This window comes from Microbulbifer sp. MKSA007 (assembly GCA_032615215.1).
In the GTDB taxonomy this organism is placed as follows: Bacteria; Pseudomonadota; Gammaproteobacteria; order Pseudomonadales; family Cellvibrionaceae; genus Microbulbifer.
In genome coordinates, this window is the sequence record CP128433.1 from 4,187,605 (window position 1) to 4,210,440 (window position 22,836).

General features: G+C 46.7%; 16 protein-coding genes and 3 tRNA genes. 9 read left to right on the plus strand and 10 right to left on the minus strand.

What is annotated here, in order from left to right:
• Window positions 1-15: 15 nt before the first annotated feature.
• The 4 genes from QT397_21565 to QT397_21580 all read left to right on the plus strand — a co-directional run bounded on the left by QT397_21565 (window position 16) and on the right by QT397_21580 (window position 1,251).
• Entirely contained in the window at window positions 16-564 is a 549-nt protein-coding gene (locus QT397_21565) for a DMT family transporter (GenBank protein ID WNZ55419.1), read from the plus strand.
• Window positions 561-968: a DMT family transporter gene (locus QT397_21570; GenBank protein WNZ55420.1), complete on the plus strand. Its 408-nt coding sequence runs from the start codon at window positions 561-563 to the stop codon at window positions 966-968. The genes QT397_21565 and QT397_21570 overlap by 4 nt, the downstream gene beginning before the upstream one ends.
• 92 nt (window positions 969-1,060) lie before the next feature.
• Window positions 1,061-1,137, plus strand: a tRNA-Met gene (locus QT397_21575).
• Window positions 1,138-1,176: 39 nt separating this feature from the next.
• A tRNA-Gln gene (locus QT397_21580) sits at window positions 1,177-1,251 on the plus strand.
• 119 nt (window positions 1,252-1,370) lie between these two features.
• Here the strand turns inward: QT397_21580 and QT397_21585 are convergent.
• Together QT397_21585 and QT397_21590 are read right to left on the minus strand one after the other, a co-directional pair.
• Entirely contained in the window at window positions 1,371-2,453 is a 1,083-nt protein-coding gene (locus QT397_21585) for a sulfite exporter TauE/SafE family protein (GenBank protein WNZ55421.1), read from the minus strand.
• A 139-nt stretch (window positions 2,454-2,592) separates the two neighbouring features.
• The gene (locus QT397_21590) at window positions 2,593-3,300 is read right to left on the minus strand and encodes a SapC family protein (protein WNZ55422.1); all 708 of its coding nucleotides are present in this window, start codon (window positions 3,298-3,300) and stop codon (window positions 2,593-2,595) included.
• Between the two features lie 593 nt (window positions 3,301-3,893).
• On the opposite strand from QT397_21590, the gene QT397_21595 reads away from it, so the two are divergent.
• On the plus strand, window positions 3,894-4,454 hold the full coding sequence (locus QT397_21595) for a disulfide bond formation protein B (protein WNZ55423.1): 561 nt from the start codon (window positions 3,894-3,896) through the stop codon (window positions 4,452-4,454).
• An 81-nt stretch (window positions 4,455-4,535) separates the two neighbouring features.
• On the opposite strand, the gene QT397_21600 is transcribed toward QT397_21595, so the two are convergent.
• Together QT397_21600 and QT397_21605 are read right to left on the minus strand one after the other, a co-directional pair.
• A tRNA-Cys gene (locus QT397_21600) sits at window positions 4,536-4,610 on the minus strand.
• 197 nt (window positions 4,611-4,807) lie between these two features.
• Window positions 4,808-5,989: an MFS transporter gene (locus QT397_21605; protein WNZ55424.1), complete on the minus strand. Its 1,182-nt coding sequence runs from the start codon at window positions 5,987-5,989 to the stop codon at window positions 4,808-4,810.
• 408 nt (window positions 5,990-6,397) lie between these two features.
• Between QT397_21605 and QT397_21610 the strand changes: the two genes are divergently transcribed.
• The 3 genes from QT397_21610 to QT397_21620 all read left to right on the plus strand — a co-directional run bounded on the left by QT397_21610 (window position 6,398) and on the right by QT397_21620 (window position 9,276).
• Window positions 6,398-7,411: a lyase gene (locus QT397_21610; GenBank protein WNZ55425.1), complete on the plus strand. Its 1,014-nt coding sequence runs from the start codon at window positions 6,398-6,400 to the stop codon at window positions 7,409-7,411.
• A 364-nt stretch (window positions 7,412-7,775) separates the two neighbouring features.
• Window positions 7,776-8,375 (plus strand): class I SAM-dependent methyltransferase, encoded by a 600-nt coding sequence (locus QT397_21615; GenBank protein WNZ55426.1) that lies wholly within the window; start codon window positions 7,776-7,778, stop codon window positions 8,373-8,375.
• Between the two features lie 37 nt (window positions 8,376-8,412).
• Window positions 8,413-9,276: a DUF4396 domain-containing protein gene (locus QT397_21620; GenBank protein ID WNZ55427.1), complete on the plus strand. Its 864-nt coding sequence runs from the start codon at window positions 8,413-8,415 to the stop codon at window positions 9,274-9,276.
• Window positions 9,277-9,353: 77 nt separating this feature from the next.
• Here the strand turns inward: QT397_21620 and QT397_21625 are convergent, their stop codons facing one another.
• The 3 genes from QT397_21625 to QT397_21635 all read right to left on the minus strand — a co-directional run bounded on the left by QT397_21625 (window position 9,354) and on the right by QT397_21635 (window position 11,806).
• Window positions 9,354-9,755 carry a hypothetical protein gene (locus tag QT397_21625; GenBank protein ID WNZ55428.1) on the minus strand — a complete coding sequence of 134 codons (402 nt, stop codon included), beginning with the start codon at window positions 9,753-9,755 and terminating at the stop codon, window positions 9,354-9,356.
• Window positions 9,756-9,785: 30 nt separating this feature from the next.
• Window positions 9,786-10,700 carry a zinc metalloprotease gene (locus QT397_21630; GenBank protein ID WNZ55429.1) on the minus strand — a complete coding sequence of 305 codons (915 nt, stop codon included), beginning with the start codon at window positions 10,698-10,700 and terminating at the stop codon, window positions 9,786-9,788.
• Between the two features lie 554 nt (window positions 10,701-11,254).
• A complete protein-coding gene (locus QT397_21635) occupies window positions 11,255-11,806 on the minus strand; it encodes a hypothetical protein (GenBank protein ID WNZ55430.1) in 552 nt (183 codons plus the stop codon).
• A 1,545-nt stretch (window positions 11,807-13,351) separates the two neighbouring features.
• On the opposite strand from QT397_21635, the gene QT397_21640 reads away from it, so the two are divergent.
• Window positions 13,352-13,924, plus strand: coding sequence for a hypothetical protein (locus QT397_21640; protein ID WNZ55431.1), 573 nt, complete (start codon window positions 13,352-13,354; stop codon window positions 13,922-13,924).
• A gap of 315 nt (window positions 13,925-14,239) precedes the next feature.
• On the opposite strand, the gene QT397_21645 is transcribed toward QT397_21640, so the two are convergent.
• The 3 genes from QT397_21645 to gap all read right to left on the minus strand — a co-directional run bounded on the left by QT397_21645 (window position 14,240) and on the right by gap (window position 22,765).
• On the minus strand, window positions 14,240-19,297 hold the full coding sequence (locus QT397_21645; protein ID WNZ55432.1) for an RHS repeat-associated core domain-containing protein: 5,058 nt from the start codon (window positions 19,295-19,297) through the stop codon (window positions 14,240-14,242).
• Between the two features lie 879 nt (window positions 19,298-20,176).
• Window positions 20,177-21,613, minus strand: coding sequence for a pyruvate kinase (gene pyk / locus QT397_21650; protein WNZ55433.1), 1,437 nt, complete (start codon window positions 21,611-21,613; stop codon window positions 20,177-20,179).
• Window positions 21,614-21,730: 117 nt separating this feature from the next.
• On the minus strand, window positions 21,731-22,765 hold the full coding sequence (gap, locus tag QT397_21655; protein ID WNZ55434.1) for a type I glyceraldehyde-3-phosphate dehydrogenase: 1,035 nt from the start codon (window positions 22,763-22,765) through the stop codon (window positions 21,731-21,733).
• Window positions 22,766-22,836 lie beyond the last annotated feature (71 nt).

Here is a 22,836-nt window from a genome sequence, read left to right on the forward strand (position 1 = left end):
ACCCGTGTAAATTCCATGGCTCAATCAAACTGGAAAGTCGGCCTGCCCCTGTCGCTGATCACCGTATTTATGTGGGCAACCCTGCCCATCGCTCTCAAAGGGCTTCTCGAATACATCAGTCCCGGTACCGCCACCTGGTATCGCTTTGCCGGTGCAGCACTGTTAGCGGGCGTCTACTACGGACAGGCGCGCAAATTACAGCTCAAGCCACTATTCAGTCGCGGCTTACTGCTTTTCACCTTCCTAGCCGTTGCCGGCCTCCTGGTGAACTACCTCGCCTACGCCAGTGGACTCAATTACATCACCCCTGGTGCCGCTCAGGTTGTAATCCAGCTGGCCCCCCTGCTTCTACTGATATCCAGCGTGCTTTGGCTGGGAGAGCGCTTCTCTCTGCGTCAGTGGAGCGGCGTGGTACTGGTGGTAATCGGGCTACTGCTATTTTTTAACCAGCGCCTGGGAGAGCTGACCAGTGGCGCCGGCGGCGAATACCTGCTGGGGCTCGGCTATATCCTGATCGCCGCTGTCACCTGGGCGATTTACGGCTTTTTTCAGAAAAAATATTGAGCCGCGCAACGCCCCAGGATCTACTGGTAGTAATTTATATCGCAGGGACCCTGCTCTTCCTGCCCATGGCGGAGCCAATGAAGGTTTCTCACCTGGGCTGGCTCGAGTGGGTGCTATTGGCATTTCTCACCGCCAACACGCTGATCGCCTATGGGGCTTTTAGCAAGGCACTAGCGCACTGGGAGGCATCCAGTGTCAGCGCAACCCTGTCATTAGTGCCAGTCATCACCCTATTGTTCAGTACGCTGATCAGCTCTATCTGGCCCGACTATATTGCAGTTGAGCCGCTCAACTGGATCAGCTGGGCCGGCGCCGGCGCCGTGGTACTCGGTTCCGCCCTCGCCGCAATCAGTTCCAGGCGCGGTTCTGAGCAGTCCCGGGCATCAGATGAAAAAAATCGCTAACTATCTGAAAAGAATACAAAAAAAGTGTTGACACCCCCGGCCCATCGTTTAATAATGCGCGCCCTCGGGACAGCCGAGACAACAAAAGAAATGGCAAGGTAGCTCAGCCGGTTAGAGCGCAGCACTCATAATGCTGAGGTCGGGAGTTCGAGTCTCCCCCTTGCTACCATTTCAAATCACAGAGACTATTCTTTGTGAATCTTGAAACTGGGGCGTAGCCAAGCGGTAAGGCAGCGGGTTTTGATCCCGTCATGCGAAGGTTCGAATCCTTCCGCCCCAGCCATATTCCTAAATTATCTAGCAGGCCCAAATCTGGGCAGCAACCAAAAACGCAACCGTTTTTTTATCTGATTCTGCGAATAGCTCGCCAGAACTCGTCCTCGAACGCTATCCAAAAATCAACTACTCCGGCAGCACCACACCATTAGCTTCCATAACGGTCACTCCGGCGCTATCGGGCTCCAGGTCAGCAGTTCCTGAAGTTGCGGTAGGCGTTCGCACTTGTTCCCTGCGCAAACCCAGGGCTCGCAGCCACTCGAACCCCGCCAGGCAGCACAGCAATGCCAGCAGCACTAGCGGACCGCCATATCCCTTCATAGCCTCACTCTCGGACATACAAGTCCACACAAGCTGCACAACGCACAGGAAGGCCACAATCAACAGGGTCGGCTTGCGTCCCAGCAAGCTAACGACAAAAACGCCCAGAGGCGCCCCCAGGGCTACTACCGGTGCTGCCGCCAGCCAATTCCCAAACACCCCAGGCTGCCAATCTCCCGCCAGCGACTTCACTATTACTCCGAGTACCGAACAAAATGCCATGATCACCACTGATGTAGGGATCGCCACCTTGAGGTCCACCCTGCTCAATAGCACAAGAGCCGCATACACCAGCATGTCCACACCCACACCGGTAACTGCCACCACGCAAAAGCCGGCAAAAGCGCCCAATAGCAAGCCGACACGAAAATCTGTTGGGCACTGAGGGTCCCCCGCGTGCTCACAATCAGTAATTTCGCTGAGGCGATACAAATGAAAAATGCCAAAACTGCCCCAGAGGACGGCAAAGGAAAGCTTCACCCAGAGTTCGGGTATCAGAGGGGCAAACAATAGGATACCGGCGGGAGTCGCCAGAAGAGAGCCCAGCAGCGCCCCCCGCAACATCGACCAGGCCAACTGCTGGCGCCGGCAGAGAATAAACAAGCTGGCACTGACCATACCTATCGACTGAACCGCAAAACTAAAGTCGCGACCCAGACTTGCCGGCATATCAAAAAACAGCACCAACACGGGAAACCCAACTGTCCCGCCGCCCATCGGCGTAGAACCTGCGGCATAGCTACCCAGCGCCATCGCCATCGCCATAGACCAATGCTCGAGCGCCAGGGCCAGGTTCTCGCCCTGTAAAATCAGGAATAACCAAACACCGTAAAACAGAACCAACCAAGCGAACCAATAGCGAAGAGAGAATCGCGCCACGTTTTTCATCTTATTATTTGTGAGCTAAAGCGTCAGAGGGAGACAATAGTGGTACGAGTGTGAGATGGGATCAAGACAAGATTTGGCGAGTTCGCCTATTCCGGTCAGGAGGGTCGCCCGACAGCCACAGCTGCCGGGCAAAGCGCGATTAGTTCAAGCGCTTCTTGCGAATCAGGTTTTGAACCTGCATAGAGGACATCATAGAGGCGTAGATTGCCGGCAGGGCGCCACGTTTACGCAGCTCCAGGAAGTCTTCATCAGACAGCTTGTTAAGCTTCTCTTCATCGATAACAAAGAAACCTGTCAGATCGTAAGGCTTGTCATCTTCGCTAACACGCAAAGTCAGCTTCTTCTGGGTCAGCAAGTCCTTGGAGACCAGGAACTCGATAAAAGACTCAGTCACTGCAACACGCTGTGCAGTTTCAACCACTGCCTGAGCACGATTCTTCAGGAAGTCAGTTTGCTCGCCTTCCCCATCGAACAGCGCTTCACCTTCAGAGTCGCTCAGCATCTTGGAGTCTTCGTCGATGCACAGAACAGCCTGATCAGCGTTGTCTGGATTCTTCACCAAAACAAACGGGTAAGTGCGCACTTGTACAGGAATGTAGCTGCCATTCCAGCCATCAGCGCCAGAGAACAGGTTTTCACCGGGGCGCAGACCGGTAAGCGCCACAACTTTAAACTGGTCAGTATTCTGGTCTTTAACGAACAGGATCGGGTAGCTCTGGGCTGCCTGTACGATTTCCTGAACCACCAGCGGCAGGACATGATTACTGCTTACATGGTCAAAAGTAATGTCTTGGGTGAGTTTCAGGTTGGCATGCGCCTTTTTGTCCAAAGCTTTGATCTGTGCCATAAGTACAACTCCTAGCTACTTTTATAGTTACTAAATTTTCAGAGATACCCTAACGTACCACTCTTCTACGCATCTACGATGACAAGTGCTTCCCGACAGTCGCCGGAAACCAAAGCCAGCATTAAACAGGGAAGAAGCCCAACTGGCAAACAAAGTCCGCCAACATTAACCTAAAGACAAATTTATTTGGTTAAGTTCACACTATTCAAGACTATCAAACCAATTAAATTCACTGCTCCCCCTTCAAACGACTCGGCAACCTTCAAAATCAACGAATCGAGTATTAGTTAGCCAACCCTGACAGGTAGCGCATTACCTGTATCACCCCTCCCCCACCTCTACAGCTATCGTAACAAGTGGTGCTTTTTTATACGATTGAAGAAGTGGTTGGAGTGAGTTCGATGCAAAAACCGAGGGGCGCCTCATTATGATGAGCCTACTATTTCTCTTCTATCTCCTTGCAATGGCTCTAGCCGTGAAGAATTACCACACCCTAGCAACCGCAACATTCATTTTTGCCTTGATATCAAGCATCGCCTGGCTGGGCTATCACACCGGTGACAATCTCAACTTAGCCTTATAGAGGAGGGTGAATGGGGCAAACATTTCGCGAGCTTAATGCACTGGGCATACTCGCCGTATGTGCCGTACTCGTCGCCGCAGAGTACTTTCAATTAGTGAATGGAGAAATGCCCTGCCCTCTCTGTTTACTTCAACGAATTGGGCTCACAGGAGTCTTATTTGGCCTGATGCTAAATGTACTCTATGGCAACCGCCCTCTACACTACAGCTTGGCAACATTCTCAGCGCTATTTGGTGCCGCTACCGCACTGCGCCAAGTCAGCCTACATGTTATTCCCGGAACACCAGGTTATGGCGATCCATTAATGGGATATCACTATTACACCTGGGCACTAATTATCTTCTATATGACAATTATTGGCATCGCGATTATCGGTGCATTTGATAAGCAATATGGAAAACCCATATTTATCAGTTTCCGCGATCAGGGAGCTCTCGGAAAAATGGCCATAGTAACTGCATTTTCAATTACCGCACTTAATATATTTATAACTTTCGCAGAGTGTGGACCTACTGTCTGCCCGGATAATCCAGACAACTATTGGCTCTTTGGCGCTATCGACGGAATTTAAAAGCAAGCTGAGAAAAGAAAAGGGGTATGGCTATACAAAAGACAGCTTGCCAAGCATATATCCATAGATCAACAGAATAGATGGAGGCCAGGACCGGATTCGAACCGGTGAAAAACGGTTTTGCAGACCGTCGCATTTCCTCTCTGCCACCTGGCCATAAAAAAACCCGGCGCTTCCGCTCCGGGTTCTTTGACTCTACGGAAGCAAAAAACGCTTCCGAATAAATTTACAGAAGCACGCAGGTTGCCTGGCAGCAACATATAGAAAGAAGTTCTTGCGCGTATTTCATAGTAAATTGTCTTGTTCAAGTTGCCGCCAAGGATAATGGAACAAAAACTCCATTTCAACTCTTTCTAGGTAGCCCCAGAATACTGCCCAACCCTAATCTCATTACCGGGCAACGGCTGCTCTGGAACCAGCTGTGCCAACCCAAGAGAAATTAAGGCCATTAAAGACCCGGCAAAGAATACCATTGGCGGAGAGACAAGCCACAGCAAGCCAAATACTACAGGGATAACCACAGCGGCAATATGATTGATTGTAAAGCTGACTCCAGCCGAAGCCGCGATATCCCGCTCGTCGACTATCTTCTGGAAGTAGGTTTTAATCGCAATTGCCATAGAAAAGAATAAATGGTCAACAATATATAATGCCGCTGCCAGCGCAGCACTTTCTACCAGCGCATAACCCGCAAATACCAGTATCAGGCCAATATATTCCAAAGTGAGGATACGGCGCTCGCCAAACCGAACGATAAACAGTCCGATCTTCGGTGCGATATACAAATTAAGTAAATGGTTTACCGTATAGAGAGCAGCAACCTCCCCCACGCTGTATCCAAATTTCTCCACCATCAAAAAACCAGCGAATACTATAAAGATTTGCCTGCGAGCCCCACTCATCATCGTGAGCGCATAATAGAGCCAATAGCGTTTTCGCAGAATAAGCTTCTTATGCTGACTGTGGGGCTGAGCAAACTGAGGGAAAAGGACCCAGGCACCTAAAGCAATGACAATGGTCGCGCCACCACCAATTAGATAAACCCAGGAATAATCCAAACCTGCGAAGTTCATTAAACCCCACACCAAACTATAAGCCAGAAGCGCAGCAAAGGAACCAGCGGCAGCCATGCGTCCCATCCAAACTGCTGCTGTTTGTTTAGGAAACCACTGGAGTGCCAGGGAAGTCTGCAAGGTCTCATAAAAATGAAATCCCGTAGACATTAAAAGTGTAGTGAGTAACAACCCGGTCAATGATGGATACAGTCCCGTTAGCATCACTCCAAGGCCAGTTGCTACCAGTGAGATTATCGCCAGCCGCTGCTCCCTGACAAAAAGCAAAACAAAGACCACTAGGAAGGCTAAAAAGCCAGGTATCTCGCGCACACTTTGCAACAAACCAATATCTGCACCGGTAAATGCTGCCTTTTCAATAACAAAGTTATTAAGTAGCGTATTCCAAACAGCAAATGAGAGCGGCATCGAAGCTGCCAGAATAAGCAAAAGAATTTCAGGCCGGCGAAGACGTTGTAGCATAAATGACCTCCTATAGCTAAGGTCCGCAATATACGCCCTCAATATCCAACTGTAAAATTATAAAAATAGTACTGAGGAATGAGTTTTCATTGAGAATATTGCAGTTCATAAAATTAAATACTAATTAAGCCATTAAATAGAGGTAACACCGACCAACAACTTGCTCAAATGCCCGAAAAAACGGTGAATAAGATGTACCAATTGGAAAAGTAGCAAGCCATCTAATTATGTATAAATTCCCGCTAATCATGTATTTTTAATGAGATGAGTAAACTTAGTTCACTACATATAATGACTAGAATCAGACAACTCCAACCTAAATTCACCTATGCTTTAACTGCTATATGTCTAGGCGCCTTACACCACAGCATGACTGATTACCAACATAGATAACTCTTGGAGAGAAAAATGCGCATTCATTCCTGGCGAATTCATCATCTCACCTTAGTCATGCTACTTACCACACTCCCTTTTCTACTGACGAACGCCGCTGCTCAAGAAGATAACTTACCTGACAAACTTAAATTAAACGAATGGAAGGTGCCCTGGGAGGGACTCCCCAGAGACCCGCATGTAGACAGTAAAGGTAATGTCTGGTTCTGTGGACAAGCGGGTAACTACATCGGAAAGTTTACACCGACCTCTGAAGAGTTTAAGCAGTATGAAATACCTGAAGGCACTCACCCTCATAACCTGATTGTGGATTCAAACGATATTGTTTGGTATGCAGGTAATCGCAATGCGCATATTGGGCAATTAGACACCAAGAATGGGCAAATTAAACAGTATCCAATGCCTGAAGGTATCAAAGACCCACATACGTTAATCTTCAATCGAGAGGGAAATATCTGGTTCACGGCCCAGCAAAGTAACCGCATAGGCCTGCTAAATATACAAAGTGGCAAAGTTCTAAGTGCCACCCCAACAACCGCTAATGCTCGCCCCTATGGTATTAAGATTGATGCTCAGGGAAACCCCTGGGTCGCTCTATTCGGTACCAACAAGTTAGCGCGAGTAGACGCAAAAACCATGGCCATAAGTGAGGTTAACCTGCCGCGCCCAAATGCTCGCCCTCGCAGACTGGAAATCGACCCTACCGGCAATATTTGGTACGTAGATTATCCAGAAGGCTATTTGGGGCGCTATACCCCGACGACCAAGGAGTTTAAAGAGTGGAAGCTACCCAGTAAGAATCCACGCCCCTACGGAACAGCACTGGACAACAATAACCAACTTTGGCTCGCTGATACTGGAGAGGTTCCAAATATCATTTTTGCCTTTAACACAGAAAAAGAGAAATTTACAAGCAAGACCCCAGTTCCAAGTGGTGGAAATATAAGATATATGTATTTTAACAATATGGATGGAAGCTTTTGGTTTGGTGTTGATTCTGGATTTATCGACCAGGGTATACCAAAATAGAAGCATATATAGCTCTATTGACATCAATCGATGTATGGCGTCACTGCAATAGTTCTATATATCCTGATACAGGACAAACTGTTCAAATACAGACTTCCATTTAGAATTCTAATTTTTTCAGCTCTATTAACAGCCATTCACGGCGCCCTTATGAGGCAACCATTGATGGATTACCTTATTGGCAACCCACTACAAGTTACACTAGCTTAAAATGGCATGAAGTGGCTCGCGTGGATACTCATGGCGACCGTTATAATTATAGGTGTTGAAGTATTCGCCTCAAATAAATCAAACTCTAACGAATCTAAAAAACAAAAAACGTGCAGCAATCATTATATAAAACTCATAAACAGAATTTACAATTATGGAACCGAAACAAACCGGGATAGCATACGATACCATCACACATCTATGGGAACGTAAAGAGTTCAACAGGAACAACGGTATTAGCCAGTATAAGCGGGCACTTGGCTTTGTAAAAAATAGAGGCTCCGCACTAGATGTAGGGTGTGGTTGTACAGGAAGGCATATCGAGCTTCTGCTAACTGAAGGATTTTCTCCCGAGGGAATTGATGTTTCTGATAAAATGATAGAGATCGCCAGGGATAAGCACCCTACTGTCAACTTCTATCTAGAGGATATATGTAAGTGGAAAGCCACAAGAAAATATGACTTTATAAGTGCGTGGGATAGCATCTGGCATATACCAATTGAAAAACAAGAGGAAACAATAAGGAATCTAGCGTCTTACTTAAACAAGGAAGGCGTTCTAATATTCTCCTTTGGTGGAACAGATAAAGAGGACTATCATACGAATAATGCGATGGGACCGGAATTATACTACTCTACGTTAGGCACAAATAAATTTATACAACTTCTTATTTCATCTGGTTGTATTTGTAGATATCTGGAGTACGATCAACCACCAGAATTACACGCCTACTTGATTGCTCAGAAGATATAATTGTTTTATATCGCCCCCTCAATCATGGGTAGCCTATATGTTAACCGGAGCAATGCTTGTTTGGTTTATTCTTACGAGTCTCAGCCTAGTTTTTATTATTTGGGACTCAATCACTAATGCGCCAACCAGCTGGGTTCAGCGCCTGGCTTGGGTATTAGTAATTCTTTATACCGGTGTTATCGGCTTAATCTTCTACCTACTCACCTGTCGCCGTCCTTTTCCTGGCGGCCACGATCAATTCACTCGGGCGACATGGAAGCAAAGTGTAAATAGCGAAATGCATTGTCTTGCAGGTGATGCAACAGGGATCCTTATCGCAGCATCTATTGTACCCACACTGGGCCTCGCCAATGGATGGGACTCCATAATTGAGTACTTGGCTGGCTTTGTTTGTGGTTTGTTTATTTTTCAGGCATTGATGATGCGAAATATGTATCAGGGAAACTACTTAAAAGCAGTGGGTAAAACTTTCTTTGCTGAAACTGTATCGATGAATATGGTTATGGCTGGAATGATACCCGCTATGGTGATACTGACTTCCATATGGCCACACTCTGAAGACCCAACAAATGCTACCTTTTGGTTTCGTATGAGCTTGGCAACCATTGTTGGGGGTATCATTGCTTACCCTATTAACTATTGGCTGGTAAAAAATCACTTAAAACATGGATGTATGACTCTTCCGGGAAAAGATGGAGCCGCGCCCAATTTTGGTCATTGCTCACATGAATGCGCCTCAAATTCAGCACCGCACATCCATGCTACCTCACAAGCAGAAACGCCTAAAATGGAAATGCATTCTTTATCTTTAATGGAATCGAGTATATGGATAATGGGCACTTTTATAGCTCTTTTTCTTGCAATTTATGTCACAGATAAAATCACACCAATATACTTTTGATCTCAGAACTTTATGCACTCAAAATAATCGCTTAAGCATAAGATTCAAAAATTTCTTTCTCCGCCTATAGTAAGATTTCACTCTGAGGCTGGTTGCCAATTGATTACCGGGTTTACTCCTTCAGTATTACATAACCAAACAATCGCTTTTATGCCAACCTTAAGCTTCCCCTTAGTATCAATGAGTTTCTCCCAATCGCTGGAATGAAAAGAACGGCCATGGATGCGGAACTGCCCGAGAACCTCCTTCCAATTTGGCATAGTCAGGTTTAGAAACTCATTTGTTCCATGGTCAGTAGCAACCCAAAGCTTAATTCCATCTTTCACCCGCACAAGTTTTGTAATCTCCCCCTGCCATGAAGTTAATTGGTTTCGATCACAAGTCACGTACTCTGGAACAGCTAGCCTTTGAGCCAAAAGATTCGGGCTAGCAAAAACAAATAAGCTCAGCACTAAAAATAAATAATGTTCTTTATTCATAATTAAAGAAGGGGCAAGCCCCCTTAACCATTAAAGACCACGATAAGTCGCGCTTTGTTCATCCGCGCGAGTGGCTTGACCTTCAGTGAACTCGTACATACAGCTATCGTCAGTATAATCCATAAAGTTAGTTACCGGATCTTCCCCTTCAGCATTTCTTCCCCTGGTACAGGTATCCCGACCAACAGGGCAGCCATAAGCAGCCGATCTCTCCGCAGGAGTATCTGAGACGTAGTCCCCCCGGCCAAAACATCCACCTTGGAACGTATGATAAAGACCCAACCAGTGGCCAACCTCGTGAGTTAAGGTGTCCCCCTCATTGTAGGGCGCAGCATCACCTCCAGGCACAGAACCAGTTAAAATTACTACACCATCATCAAGTGGATCAGAGGAGTAACTACTTGGGAATGTAGCCCACCCAAGTAGGCCGTCACTAATTTCAGCTACATAGATATTCAAATCCCCGGCATCGCCAACTCGTAAGGAAGATTTCATTGACTGCTCAGCCGATGAATTGTAACCAACGTTATACCAAGAATTATTTGCTGTAACAGTGGTTGAAACTAAATTAAAAGTAAATGGAGTATTTGCGTAAGCATCATTCAACACATCCATTTGCGCATTAATCTCACTATTAGAAAGCGCTCCATTATTAGCTGAGTCAGTAATTACATGAAAGTAAACATCAACTTCTACAGAACCTGCGGGCCGCAATGTGTGTGCCACACTTCTATCACTTGATATACCACGCAGAGTAGAAAAATGCTGCTCTTTTAATGCAGCTTCCTGAATTGATGGGTGGTCTGTACCGCAGCGCTTTAGCCCAACGCTATTGTTGGCAGCCTCAACCGAAGAAACACTCTGAGCAAAACCTATAGTTGATGAAGCAAGCATGCACAATGATAGAGCAGTTTTTATCGAGATATTAGAAACAGTCTTTCTCATAACCTAAGCCTTAATTTTATTATTTATTTACACTCCCATAAGAGCCCGCCAACTTTCCACGCTTCCATAAACTTTTGTCAATAGCACCAATTCTTAAATTGATGATAATGACATCAAACTCTTTAATAAGGCGTAACGTTCAACAAGAAAAATGTAAATATAAAAAAATAAAAACCCAAAAAAACAAAATTCAGATACATTTTTCTCTGAAATTAGTTACATATGAAATTTATTCACGGAAAACATAAGGTGCGACTCACTTAAAAATACGAACAAAAAATTGAGGAATCTGAAATTACTGACAGGTAAAATTCCAATAAAAAATACCGAATTTTGTTTCAACAAAGCGGACAGCTACATTTTTATGATACATCATCACAAAAACAGCTCGCGCTAACTGAGGTTAACAATAAAAAGATATTCCAACCACTAGAGCACCTAATTCAAAAGGCCAATCACAAATAACAAAGGCCACTTACCTTCTGTGGCCATGGAGGTAAGCGGCCTTTATAAATTCTACAGTTTTTAAACTAAAGTGAACACTCTACTCTAAATTAACCCCACTGTTTTTGAGAGCTAAGATCATTTCCACTGCTCGGCGAGCGACAGGCGGTAAAGTGAAGCTTGTTATAACCTAGCTTATTTTCAGTAATGACTTTTAGAACATCATCTAAATGAATATGGGCCCCCTCTTCAACCAAAATCAAATCATGATCATGAAGACCACTCTGCCAAGCCTTCTTAATATTATCCACATGACCAGGGCTTTTTTCATTATATGAGAGATTATAATTATAAACACTCGCACCACCACCAGCTATAGAGTGGACTTTTCCTGACCCCATATTTAGGAACTCTAAAGTTCCAAATTTTTCTTTACTATTTTCCTCATTGGCAGGCTTACCTGTTTTTGTCAAACTCTTGACTGCATGATCAGAAGACGCCGAACCATGAAATGAGTAGAAGTATAGAGCCAAATTCTCTGGCAATTCAGCCTTACCAAAAGAGCCGTTATCAAATGAACCATGTGCGTAAAGGATCGCCTCATTACCACTGGCTTGTTCTTTTTTATGAATTATTACTTTTCCAAACTGAACAGTTTTCATCACATTCCTTATCGATCAAAGGTTGGAGAATCTTTTTTTGACCACACCATCAAGATGCGGTCACAAATTTAAGATTATTCTTTTCAAACAAAACCCAACTGTTTTTAATGGTTACAGATAAATAAAACTAGATCAACGAAAATAAAATCTATGTAAGCGACTGAAATCCAATCTTTATTACCACCCTCTCATTCGAGCAAAACCGTAATCAAGACAAGCAAAAAAACTATGGACTGCGAAACAAGCGTCATACAAAACCCAAAAAAAACCACAAAATCTCAATTGAGGAATTTTTCATACACATTTCAAGCCAGGAGCAAATGGATTTAAAACCTGATGAACAATCTCACAAAAAATGATTATGTAACCTTCGAGAAACTGAGGCTCAATTTCGCGTGAAAAAAAGTTCTATTACAGATAAAAGACAACATTATTGGCTATTGCAACCATCATACAGTCAAGCACACCTAGCAAACTCTTTATTTAAATTTTTTTGGTTAAAATTTGAGATGAAAGGTATACCATCTCTCATCATTGCTCTAGGAAGAGAGACCAATAAGCTACAAAAGCCTAGATTGCTAACATAAGTAACACCATATGAAATACAGAGTTATTTTTTACAAATATACTAGAGAGAAATCTCTCACAGACGACTAAGACTTAAACAGCTTGACAACCCACCCTCTCAGTTGGATTACTATTTTAAGCTGAAAAGAATGAATTGATGAGCTGTGGACGAATGTCTACTCTGAAAAGAGTGGCATATGGCATGGATAAAAATTCCTCACCAAATTAACCTCCAAATATGAGAGATATAAATCGTATGCTGGTAGAAATTGGAGACTTTCTGGGGCTAAGAAGCGGTGGTGAGCCTGGTATCAAAACTGTTTGGCAGGGACACTTTAAACTGCTTTATTATTTGGAGGCAGCGGAGACTTTAAATCGAATTAAAGGGTGTGTATAAAATGTAGTAGTTCAGACTTGTTATCACAGTTATCAGCTTTAAAAAGGTGCCCCATCAGGTCAAATTCAGGTTACAATTTTTTCCTTCCTGATACTTTTCTACCTTTAAGTGTTGCCATCTGTGTGCTGCGTGCATTTCTTTGTATCAGAGATGCTGTATCCGGAAAAGATTACGAGCATCGGCACGAATGGATTGAAAGCCATATGCATAAGTTGGTCGAGGTGTTTGCGCTAGATATTGCTGCCTATGTGGTAATAAGTAATCATCACCATATAGCCCTATACATCGACACAGAATCTGCTGATAAGTGGTCGCAGAGATAATTACTCGCTGACAAAAGCTCTTCAAAGCCTCTAACTTGGCCCAGCGCTATCTTCGAGGCGATACCCTCGATCACGCTGAAGTAAACAGACTAAAAGAATTCTTCTCCCAATAGCGGGAACGCTTCACGGATATCAACTGGTTTATGCGCTGTTTAAACAAATCTATCGCCTGTCAGGCCAACGCTGAAGATAATTGTACAGGCGACTTTTGGTAGTAAGTCTCAGGCATTGCTGGATTAAAGAGCCCTCACCGCCTGTATGGCCTATGTAGACCTCAATCCGGTCCGTGCCAACATCGCCAAGACACCTGAAGAATCTAATTACACTTCGATTCAACAGCGTATTCGTGTCGCAGTCTTAGGCAAGCAGCCCAAAAAGCTACCTCCATTTATCGGCGATGAGCGTTTGAATACACCAAAAGGACTACCGTTTCACCTGGACCACTATTTGGAGCTAGTAGACCCGAGTGGCCGAGATTTAGACACCAGAAAACGAGGTTATATTGCTGAAAAAACGCCTCCCGTCCTGGAGCGGCTTGACATTTCACCCAAGCACTGGCTCTATCTCAACCGGAATTTTGAAAGTTACTTTAAAGGATTGGTAGGGTTTGTAGAGGCGGTACAACAAACTTGTGCGCAATTCAATAAACGCTGGGTACACGGCTCCTCTCAGCTACGCCCTGCTAACCTGCTCCTGCCTCAAGTACTCGATAGCGCGATTATCGCCCTTGTACCCAAAAGCAGCGCCCCCCAAAATCTAACTAGCCATTCCCAGCATTTAATCTCCTTTACCTGTAAACCATTGAGAAAGTGCCGCCAGAAAGGAGGTTAGCTCTATTGCTGGCGCCTCCCTCTAGTCTTTGGCTGTCCTAGATCTTGGCACACGGTAGTGTCCAGAATAATTCATTCCTGCCATTCATCTTTTTCGCCCAGGCACGACTGACGGGATAATCCTTCTGCCTTTATACAACTCTTTATTTTGCTGAAATTCCTGCGCTAATTTAGCAGTTTCTTCCTGGCTAACTGAGACTCTAGTAATTTCTCCTTCCGTTAGTTTCACACAAATATCAACTTCAAATGGCCCTCCAGAAAAAAAGTTAGGTACCAATCAGCGTCATCCTGAACCAATAAGTATGAATAAGGCTCTTTAAAAACTATTTTCATCTTTTTTCTTCGCGCTATCAGTTGCATCAGAGATACTCATTTCTTTATAAGATCCTATTGGTATCGCATCTGTTACGGCCTCATCATGCCCAGTCGGCAATTTTCCTCCTGGCAACCAAAGTTCATTGGCTCCACCCTCTCGACCTGTAGGTATTCTAAGATTATGGTTTGCAGGATTACTTATCTCAATAACTACCATTTCTTGACCTTGCCAAGCACCTGCAGGAATCCCCAACTCTTTTTCTACTAACGCCATATCTCCATTAGTTCTAATTAATAGATCATCTACTTGCGCTTTGGTCATAACAAACTGGCCATCTGCACGCCCAACTGGATCTCTCCCAAATTCATCTAACGCCCACTTAGGCGCAAAGTAAGCTGCACCGCCTGCAAACTTGCCTTCATGGGCATCAATATAGGACTGCGGCAAGTAAGTTGATGGATCTGGTCGTACGCCATTATCCATTGCTTGAACAGCTTTCATCTTTTGGTAAGAAGCAGCCGCTTCCGAGCTATTCGCAAAATGCCCTTTGGTATTTTTCTGAAATTCATTCCAAGAATTTACAGGCGGACAATCTTTACTCGTTAATCCATAAGGATCAACCCAAGTTACAGGGTTGGGTACATATTGGTAATTATTAACCCCACCCAACAACCCAATCGGGTCCTGCTGAGTAAACTCCCCTACTTGCGGATCATAGTACCTAAACCGGTTGTAATGCAGCCCAGTCTCTTCATCAAAATACTGTCCCTGAAAACGAATCGACTGCTCTATCTGATTCTCATGAGCTAACGCAATACTGCCATAACTCTTATAGGCAACACTCCATACGACTTCACCTTCCTGATTGGTAAGGGCATCTGGGGTTCCCAGATGATCCAGATGGTAGTGGTATACCTGCTCATCTTCTTTCAGTGCAACCGGTTTGAAAGTCCCCGGTTCAAAATAGTAAATCCGAGTATTCAGATCTTGTTGGGTGTGGATATCAGCTTTGTTTTCGCGAAGCAGAACATCCCCATCCCAGAGGAAGCTGGTTTGTTCACTGTTAGTTACCTTACCAATACGACGGCCCAGCGGGTCGTACTGGTAGTGAATCTCTTGTTGAAGCTGTTCGCTCCCCTCTTCCACCTTGAGCTTTTCAACCCGCACCAACTGCTGGCGACTGTTGTACTGATAGCGGGTTTGAAGCTTCTGCCCTTTACCGCGCAGCTCGGCGATACGGTTGCCGTGGATATCGTAGCGATAGTGAGTATCGCCACGGAAGGCTAAACGGTTACCTTTGACCTGGGTGGCGCTGGCCTGTTGCTTGGCTTCATCCTTTGAATTAGCGGCGGCCAGAATATTGTGTGCGGGATCGTGCACAAAATGCTCTGGGTTAGGGCCATCAACCTGGGTGAGGCGATCCAGGGCGTCGTAGTGGTAGCTGCGGGTGCCACGTAGACTGTCCTCGACTTTGGCAATCTGGCCAGCTTTATTGTACTGATAGCTTCGCTCTAGGATTGAGTGAGAGTTTTGAGTTGGGTCGGAGACTGGGCCACTAGCTTTGTTTAGACATAGCCTTTGCAGCCGCCCTTGAGGGTCATAATCTCGCTGGCTCTCCAGCCCATTGCCGTGCTGGCGCTGACTCTCCCTGCCCTGCTCATCGTGATTAATACTAGTAATCAGCTGATCGGTGTTACTGCCTACCGGGCGACGGTGCAGGCTCTGGAATTGGCCGGCGGGATTGAAGGCGAAGTTGAGCACTTCACCATCAGGCAAGGTGGTGGCAATGCGGTTGCCTGCGGCATCGTAGTTATGGGTGAGTTTATCTTTGCCCTGCCAATCCGCAGTTACACGGCCATTAGCATCGTATTCCCAGCGCAGTTTACGGTGGGTGTTTTCCGCTTCAATTAACTGCCCACTGCGGTTGTAGCGGAAGTTAGTAATGCCGTCTGGAGTGACTTCTTCTAACAGGCGGCCGAAGGGGTCGCGCTCAAAGATGGTATCCACACCTTTGCCGGTATCAGCATCAGTGACTGCCCTGGAACTGATCAGATGCCCGGCACGGTTATAGGCGTAGCGAGTCACGCGTCCATCGAAGCCCACTTCTTCAATCAGGCGTTCGTTCAGGTCGTATTTGAGCTGGTACCGCTCACCATTCTCGTTGGTGAGGCCCACAAGGTTGCGCTCGCCGTCGTAGTGGTACTCCAGGCGGCTGCCGTCCGGGTTAGTGCGCATCTTAACCTGGCTGAGGCCGTCGTAAGCGTAGCAGGTGCTGCGGCCTTCGGAGTCCATAACTTCCGCAAGCAGCCCCTGGGGGTTGTAACTGTACTGAGTCCTGGCTCCATCCGGGGTAATAACTGCATGGATTCGATCCTGGGCGTCGTATTCATAGCGAGTAATTTGGCCTGGGGCATGCTGCACTTCTTCCAGACGGCGGGCACCATCGTAGCGGTAGTGCTGAGTGCGGCCCATGGGGTCTTTGACCGCTGCCAACTTGCCTTCGGGGTTCCATAGATAGCGGGTGGCGTTGCCCAAGGGATCGGTAACACTGCCGATCAATCCTACCGGGTTATAGCTATATCGGGTGCTACTGCCAAGAGGGTCTTTGGTCGTGACGATCTGGCCTTTCTTGTTGTATTCACGTTGCCAGGTGTTACCACTGGGGTCAGTAACTTTGGCTGGCAGGCCTTCACTATTGTATTCGATGCGGTGGCTATTGCCGGCGGCATCGGTCTTTTGTATCAGGCGACCCTGGTCATCATATTTATAGAACTCCTCACGCCGACTGCCATCATCGCTGGGCAATTGTACTTTGGTAACTTGGCCCAGCTCGTTGTAGCTGTAGAGGGTCTCTGCACCTTCAGGGTCGCGGTGGTAAATCGGTAGGGCGCGATCATTAAAGCGGTAGCGTTCCTGTCCGCCACGGGTATCCGTAACGGTAACGCCGTGGCCATCCTCATCCCAGGCAAATTTGTAGTTGTAGGTAGCCTGCCCGTCGATAGCATCACCCCATTGGCGTACACAGCGGGCAGAAGGGCCCTCTCTATCCCATTCAAAGTAGAAGCGGTAACCGGTTTTTAAAGTACGCTTCGAAATAATATGCTGATGATATTCATATTGCTCACTGTAGCCATCCGCATCGGTGGCTTTTATCAGATCGCCTTCATCACTGTATTCGTACTTAGCCAGTATTTTAATGCGACCATCGCGAGTTTCTTTTTTCAGTTCGCCAATGCGCAGACTATTCGACTGCCCTTCGGGCGGGCTGATATGCAGAGCTTCACCAAGGCTGCTCTCGATACAAATCAGACGCTCATCGATATAGTGGAAGAGGTAATAGTTACCATAACCATCGCGAATCTCGGACAACTTTAAGGCACCATTATTACCCATAGCCTTAAAGTGTTTCTGAATACCATTTAAAGCACCGTAAGGAGTTACAACCCAGTGCTCATCATTGATGCGAGTCAGCGATAACTTTTCCACCACATTGTGGCTTCGACCACTATTACCTGGTGCCGGCAAACTAATTACCCGGCCTTCTGCATCGTAAAACTGTACCGCTTTGCCTGGACGCCAGACCAAGTGTTCATTTAATGTATGAGTCCAGCCATGGCCCAAGCCAAAGTCTTTACTGTTACTACTGCGATACGTGCGGGTTAAGGTCAACGGCAATGGGCCATCCAGTACCGCATCTACCAAGGAGAGGTTCTCTTCCCCGGTTTTTAAGTTGACTGGCTCACCGCCGAAACAGGTATTCGCTTCACATTGTGCCTCATCACCTTCCGGGGTCTGCCCTGTTGCTTCAGTAGTATTATCGGGTTCGTCAGTATTGTTCGCTTGGTTATTCTCTGCTCCATTTGAATCACTATTGGAGTTACTGTTGCTTTGGCTGGAGTTTGAAGCTGAACTATTGCCCGAGTTGCTTGTGCTAGAGCTGCTTGAAGATGTACCACTAGAACTGGTGGGTGCCGCCGCTTCTGAGGAACTCAAATCGGAGAAGTTAGCGCCTTCCCCTCCTTTAGCGTTGCCACCCTTTTTCTTGGAAACTAGCTGTTGCTGCTTCTTCAGTTTGGCCAAGTCCAACATCAGCTCGCCGACATTTTTAAAGGACTTCAGCAGGCGCGCATTTTTGGCCATAGCTACAGCGGCGCCGACGCCTCCAGTAATCGCCGCTAGGACGATAGTGAGGATAATTTCAAAGGCACCACCGCCGGCTATTTCAGTAATTTCCAGACTGTGTTGTGCTTTTACATAATCCTCGGCAAAACGGAAGATAACCCCGCGCAGGGCCGGATCATCGTAAATAATTTGAGCAACGTCGAATGCCAAATCCAATTGCTGCCGAGTAACCTTTGAAGGGTCAAAACCGAGTACATCCACCACTTCTTTTTGCAGATCCGAAACGTACTCCTGGCCAGATTCTGCGAAGCTCTTGTCATTCCAGAAGTAATTTGCTGTGGCAACACCCAACCTATGCGACTGACGGAGAGGATTCAGCATTTGCGCCACTTCAAGCACATCTTTTGTCCATACCGCCAAGCCCCAGGCGGCATTGCCAAAACCGGTCGCGCCACTTTCAATATAGGCACCTACTTTTTCCAGCGTTGAGCGCTTCTCATGCTGCTGCTGGATTTGGGCCGCCTCTGCTCTCTCCTGGGCAATAATTTGCTGTAGGCCGATACGAATCTTGGCAATCAACTCAGCCTGTTTCTCAGCAATTACGGTAGCTGCCGTTGGCGCTTCTTCAATAATCAGTCGATTCTGGATTAAAGCGCGATAAATCTCTCGTTCAGAAAAGGACAAGTGGCCGGGCGGCTCAGATAGGGGCCCCAGGAAGATTGTGCCCGAAGTACCCGCTTGAATACTGGTACTGAGCAAATTGCAGGAGCTACCTCCCAGGCTGAAAAAGTGTTGGTAAATTTTCTCAATAACCGCATCGTCGAACATCGAAAGCAAGTGGCCGACATCGACCTGCATAGGAATTCCCAGCGGGTACGTCCACCCTACTCTCACTTCGTACTGGATGCCTTGCTTATTTTCAACACGTAGCTGCATGATAATCCTTTAAACACTTACGCCTATCTGGACCTAGTGGGGACCTAATTCAGTTAACTCTCACCCGCGAACATTAGGGAACCCCCAAAGAACTCCGGTAAGCTTTCGATTCCGTCTATTTTTCGGACAAAATGCCCTTAAGCTGAAACCAGCGTGACTTCAACTGATAATTTCACCGGGCTTTGTCGGCGTCGATTAAAATCGAAATTGAAAGACCAGCCAATACCACGCCATTACACAACGAAGCCGCTGAGAAGAACATTCTCTATCCAAAAAAGGGAGCTTAGGGGCTACCGTGCTAGAAGAATACTAACGATTAGATTCTTATCTTCCTTGTCAATCTAAAGAGGTTAAGAATCCAGGTGGCGCCGAATAAAATATAGGGCTGAGATCTACTTCGCGAGGTTACCGCAAATTAGGTAAATACGGTAGATAGCAAGTGTTAAGCTGAGTCGCGAAGCTTTCGGGAACAGTGATCAAAACTTCAGTAATGAAGAATTAGACTAAAACTATCATCGATTAATTTTTAATAATCAAATAAATATAGTACCTGCGTATTAGAAAAATATCCCGCAATACAATTTCTATGAACAATTATTGTCCAGTTGATTACAGTAATTGGATAATTTCTCAACAGCGATTATCAATATTCCGTTATTGATAAAAGTATCTAATTAGATAGCGTTTGGCGGACCGCGAAATTGAATTTTTAGATTTGTGACATTCATCACAAAATAATTCAATTACAGACTGAGGGAAAGGGGAAAATCAGCAAACATGAATGGCTGGAAAATAGCGTTAACTGCAAATAAAGCGCTTATGGGTTGAAGTAGGCCCAGTAACCTCATGATCAGGTGCCTGAGCCTTTTTTCAGAGAGCCTATTCGATCTCTTTGATCCGCATGGAGTTGGTATGCCCACCCATATTGAGGCGTTCCCCCTGGGTAATCAGTACCCGCTGCCCTTTCTGCAAATCGATTCTAGAGCTTAATACCTCGATAACCGCCTCGGTCAAATGTCCAAGGGGAACTGAAGCCGGATCAAAGCTCACTGTCTCTACTCCCCGTAACAGCATCAGCTGGCGAGCGATCTTAGGGTGCCGGGTTAGTGCATAGATCGGCAAGCGAGTATTTGCACGGGACATCATTCTCGGTGTGCGGCCAGACTCGGTCAATGCGGCTACAGCACAGAGGTTCTCTACTCGCGTTGCAACATCAATCGCCGCCTGGGCAATCACAGTATCGATTAAAGCTGAAGAACCGTGGTCCTCTGCAGTATAGGGAACACTGCCCAAATACTGTTCAGCGCCGATAATCACTTCACTCATAGATTCCACGGCGGCAACCGGGTAATCACCCGCTGCTGTTTCCGCCGACAACATAACTGCATCAGTACCGTCCAGCACCGCATTGGCAACATCCATCACCTCGGCACGGGTGGGAGTCGGGCTGGTAATCATCGACTCCATCATTTGCGTTGCAGTGATTACGGCGCGATTGAGAGCATTTGCGCGGTTGATCAGTTTTTTCTGCACCCCGACCAGAGCGGGATCACCGATCTCTACCCCTAGGTCACCTCGAGCTACCATAATCGCATCGGAAGCCAGGATTAGGCTGTCCATTTGCTCATCATCGGCAACAGCTTCGGCCCTTTCAACTTTGGCGACGATCGCTGCTTGGCTACCAGCCTCTGCCATGGCTTTGCGAGCAGTATCCAGGTCTTCCGCACAACGCGGGAAACTGACTGCGAGGAAATCCACTTCGAGATCTGCTGCCAGCTTGATATCCCGGTAGTCTTTTTCTGTCAGTGCCGGTGCAGACAGGCCCCCGCCCAACAAGTTGATGCCCTTGTTATTCGACAGCTTACCGCCTTGTAATACCCGGCAATAGAGCTTGCTTGGGGTAGTGCCGGTTACTTCAAGGCGAATCTTGCCATCATCCAACAGCAGGATATTGCCGGACTGGCAGTCGCTGATCAGGCTTGGATAATCCACTCCAACGCGGTGCTCATCTCCCCCTTCAACCGGGCAATCCAGGTCGAGGGTAAATTCGTCATTGTTTTCCAGTTGTACACTGCCCTTGGCAAAACGGGCAATACGAATTTTGGGACCCTGCAAGTCCCCCAAAACCGCAACAATTTTTCCCTGCGCTTCGGCGGCGTTGCGCACCTCTGTAACGCGGCGTCGGTGATCCTCCGCCGATCCGTGAGAAAAGTTCAGACGTACAACGTTCACCCCTGCGCGAATCATTTCATCGATTACGCGAGGCTTGTCCGTACCCGGGCCTAAGGTTGCTACGATTTTTGTATGGCGAATCATAAGATCCCGTCATCTAATAATTTGAGAAGGAGGTTCAGAGGGCTAACAAACAGGAATTCTATGTCCATTTAATGGCCCTCAGTAATTGAATTACCAAAATATGCCAAATGAAGGGGATCAGGCGGATTCAGCAACAGGCTGGTTCAACTGAAGCGTTTCAGCCATCGCCAGACTGGTATCCAACATGCGGTGGGAGAAGCCCCACTCATTATCGTACCAGGCCATGACCTTCACCAAGTTACCATTCACACGGGTATGGTTGGCATCAAAGTGACTGGAGGCACTGGTGTGATTGAAGTCCACAGATACCAAAGGCTGATCGCAGTAGGTCAGTACACCGCCACTGGCCTTAGCAGCTTCCTGCATGATGCGGTTAACTTCTTCGGCGGTGGTGTCACGGCCGGCAATAAACTGGCAGTCCACCAGAGACACATTGCTTACCGGCACACGGACGGCCATACCATCGAGGCGACCTTTTAACTCAGGCAATACCAAACCTACCGCTGCAGCCGCACCTGTTTTGGTAGGGATCATATTATCCGCCGCCGCACGGGCACGATAAATATCTGCGTGCACCGCATCTTGGGTATTCTGGTCATTGGTATAAGCGTGCACGGTGGTCATAAAGCCGCGCTCAATACCCAATTCACGATGCAGTGCTTGAGCTACAGGTGCCAGACAGTTGGTGGTGCAGGATGCATTGGACACCACACGGTGATCCGCAGTGAGATTGCTGTCGTTTACACCGTAAACAACTGTGAGATCCGCATCTTTTGAGGGTGCAGAAATCAGCACTGCAGCGGCACCGGCTTCAATATGGGCAGAAGCGGAAGCGCGATCGGTAAAGCGGCCAGTACACTCCAGGACTAAATCCACACCCAATTGCTTCCAAGGCAATTTGGAAGGATCGCGCTCCTGGCAAACCTGAACTCGATCACCACCAATAACCAGAGCATCACCATCGACTTTGACGTCTGTACCAAAGCGACCGTGAATAGTATCGAAGCGAGTCAGGTGAGCATTAGAAGCTACCGGAGCGAGATCATTAATCGCGACCAATTGAACACGATCGCTGTAGCCTGATTCGTAGATAGCTCGGGTGACATTTCTACCGATACGACCGTAACCATTAATGGCAATTTTAATTTTCATCTCGCTTTACCCTCTTTATATGCTTCTGGTTTTTCAAGTGGCACCCGCTTGCGAGTGCACCATACCGAGTG